This window comes from Metabacillus fastidiosus NBRC 101226, assembly GCF_001591625.1.
GTDB classification, from domain to species: domain Bacteria; phylum Bacillota; class Bacilli; order Bacillales; family Bacillaceae; genus Metabacillus; species Metabacillus fastidiosus.
Window position 1 is genome coordinate 1 of sequence record NZ_BCVG01000193.1, and the last position, 3145, is coordinate 3145.

At 30.4% G+C, this 3145-nt stretch carries 3 protein-coding genes; 2 read left to right on the forward strand and 1 reads right to left on the reverse strand.

The window, feature by feature from the left end:
• Positions 1-303 precede the first annotated feature (303 nt).
• Positions 304-786 (forward strand): DUF2798 domain-containing protein, encoded by a 483-nt coding sequence (locus BFA01S_RS21180; protein ID WP_066235572.1) that lies wholly within the window; start codon positions 304-306, stop codon positions 784-786.
• Between the two features lie 259 nt (positions 787-1045).
• On the opposite strand, the gene BFA01S_RS21185 is transcribed toward BFA01S_RS21180, so the two are convergent.
• The gene (locus BFA01S_RS21185) at positions 1046-1879 is read right to left on the reverse strand and encodes a YitT family protein (protein ID WP_066235576.1); all 834 of its coding nucleotides are present in this window, start codon (positions 1877-1879) and stop codon (positions 1046-1048) included.
• Between the two features lie 345 nt (positions 1880-2224).
• Here BFA01S_RS21185 and BFA01S_RS21190 point away from each other — a divergent pair, with 345 nt between their 5' ends.
• Positions 2225-2776: a ribonuclease FAU-1 family protein gene (locus tag BFA01S_RS21190; RefSeq protein ID WP_066235574.1), complete on the forward strand. Its 552-nt coding sequence runs from the start codon at positions 2225-2227 to the stop codon at positions 2774-2776.
• Positions 2777-3145: the final 369 nt, after the last annotated feature.

The following is a 3145-nucleotide window of genomic DNA, read 5'->3' on the forward strand; positions in this document are numbered from 1 at the left end:
CTATTTTCACAAAGTCGAAATTGGGCTATGAAAACGAAAACAAACGAAATGAAAGCCTCTTTCATCTCATGTTTACTCTCGAAATCTCCCTTTTTCGCTATTTTTCATAGCAATTTGTTTTTGCTATTTTCAGAACAAATGAATTTAGTTAACATAAATCCTCTGGTACAAGTTTATTTTTTACGTTAAAACAACAATGTAATTTAACATAACCTAAAATAAAAGTCATAAAAATGTCACTTATGTAAAAATTTTTGGACATATATAATTACATTTATTCGTTAAAAGAAAGGATGTTTTTATTTGCCTAGTAATAAAAAAGAAGGTATTATTTTTGGACTATTTATGTGTTTTGGAATGGTTCTTATTATGTCAATTTACAACACAGTTTTACACGGAGTTTCATCGTTTACAGTAGGGAGTGCAGTGCTTCAATTTATCGTAACATTTATCATAGCTTTTATCGTAGAGTCATTAGTTGAACCGAAAGCACGTAAATTGGCATTATCGCTACCCTATGATAAATCGAAAAGAACCAACTTTATTATAGCTATTGCTTTTTGTATGGTCCCTGCGATGGTTCTTATTATGTCAGTATACGGAGTTATTTTAACTGCATTAATGATAGGAATTGAAGGTTCAATTTTCACAGTGTATCTTAAAACAGTTGGTCTAAACTTTATTGTAGCACTCCCATCACAGTTATTAATTGTTGGACCAATCTCACGCTGGCTATTAACTAAATACATTAAACCATTGACCCAAAAGCCAGAATTAAACGTGTAGAAATAAACAAGCTACTCTTTAGTAGCTTATTTATTTTAGGCAGCTTCTTCAAAATCATTTTTTAATATTTTACCTATTCATTAAAAATCACTCAAATGTAAGTTATCACTTCTTAAGGAGGACTACCTGTTCTTCAACCAACCTACTTCCTAGTTGAAGAACATTTTAAACAGTAAAAAGGACTTTTTATTAACATAATGGACCTTATAAGAACAAAAAAAGATTTCCAAATGGAAAACCTTTTTAGTTGTTTATTTAATTAATGAATATCATGTTTTTTGAAATTACCACCTTTAATTTCTGCTACATCATATACTGCAACAAAGGCATTTTCATCAATTTCATGAATAATTTCTTTCATTTTACTTTCCTCTAAACGGTTAATCACACAAGTAATTTCTTTGAATTTTTCATTTGAATAACCACCTTGAGCTAGTGTGTATGTTGCTCCACGGCCTAAGCGATCACGAATTGTCTCAACCATTAATTCCGGTTGATTTGTGATAATTTTAAAGGTTTTAGAACCGCTTAATCCTTCTTCGACAATATGAATTACTTTAGAAGCTATAAAGTAAGCAATTGCTGATAAGATAGCTCCTTGAAGACCGAATACTGTTGAAACAACAATAAAAATAAACATATTTAAAAATAAGATAAGGTCACTCGTTCCAAAAGGTAATTTTCTAGAAAGTAGCACGGCTAACATATCAATCCCATCTAATGCGCCACCATTTCTTAGTGCTAATCCCATTCCAAAACCAATGATAATACCACCAACAACGGTTACTAACAATGTATCCCCTTGAATAATCGTTGGTACACGGTGCATAAGGCTAGTACCAATTGCTAGTGAAGCAATACCGATAACCGAATAAATAGCAAACCTTCTACCAATTTGTTTATATCCTAAAAATACAAATGGAATATTTAACACTGCAATTAGAAGTCCTAAAGGTAATCCAATTAATTTCGAACCAACGATACTTAGACCTGTTACACCACCGTCTGACACATTATTTGGGATTAATACTGCTTCTAGTCCATACGCTGTTATAAATGCCCCAATTATAACCAGTACTGCTCGTGAAACCATAATAAGCTTATTCGTTTTTTGCTTTTTAATTGTACTCACTTTAATTTCCTCATTTCAAACTAGTTTCTCTTTTCTTCTTTAAACCTTTCTCCATTATTTATGTAATTATTTTAAACATTTTAACATTTTTTCAAGTTATAATAGTAGCTTAGTTTTTAACAAAAGTAAAAAAACTTGAAGATGAGGACAATTTATATTTCTTAGGTTTAACTAATATATACCTTTCTTTAAATGATCAGATCTTATTCAAGTAACCCGTCCACTATTGAATAAGGCATTAATTTTTTTATAAAAGGCTAGTTAACGTAAATCATATTATCGACATAGAAAGGGGAAACTAAAACAATGGTTCATTTAAGTACGCCAACTATTCAATATCGACATAAAGTAATAGAAAGGAAAATAAGATATGACTCCACAATTGTTGAGCATAAATGTATCCAATTAAAAATCGACAATCAAAAGACTGTGCTTTTTCATAAAGTACTAAATTCCTTTACCATGATAGCAAACCAAAATAAATTAACTATTCCTAAAGGTAGCTATACACTGGCATATTACTGGAAAGACAGACCCTTTAATTTATACATTTGGAGGGATAATAATGGGAAGTATTTAGGCGCCTATTTCAATATTGTAAAAAATACATATATCACGGATAATTTGGTATCGTTTGAGGATTTAATTATTGATATTATGGTCCTTCCTAATGGGGATTATTTCATATTAGATGAAGATGAGTTACCTGGACCATTAGATCAATTTGAGAATGGATTCGTCCAACAAGCTTTAAACTCATTAATAGATTCCATTGATATTCTTCTTCCTCAAACTATTTTAGAAACTGAAAACATCTTTAAACATGAAAAATTGCTCCCTTGGTTGAATAACAGATGATATTTAGAGGGAATTTTATTTATAATCGCTTTTTCATCTTAATTCTCTTCGTTGAAGAAGCACATGAGTTAACATAAAGTGCATTTCAAGCAAAAAATACAAATATAGAATGGTTATACGCTTATATTATGAGATTTTTAATTCCGCTCCGAGATTGGAGCTTTTTTGTGTAAGGTGATGTTTAGATAGTGTGTTTGTTTAGAGGGGCCTTTAGGTTAGTTACTGTAGCTTGTTTTATATGGGATTTATGAAGATGTTTAGCGTTTATAAGCATGTAGAATTGCATCAGAGATATTAAAAGAAGTTTTGTTTGTTTTAACTGGCTGTTGTTTTACATTATTTTTATTTGAAAGAAAGTAAATAGCTTGA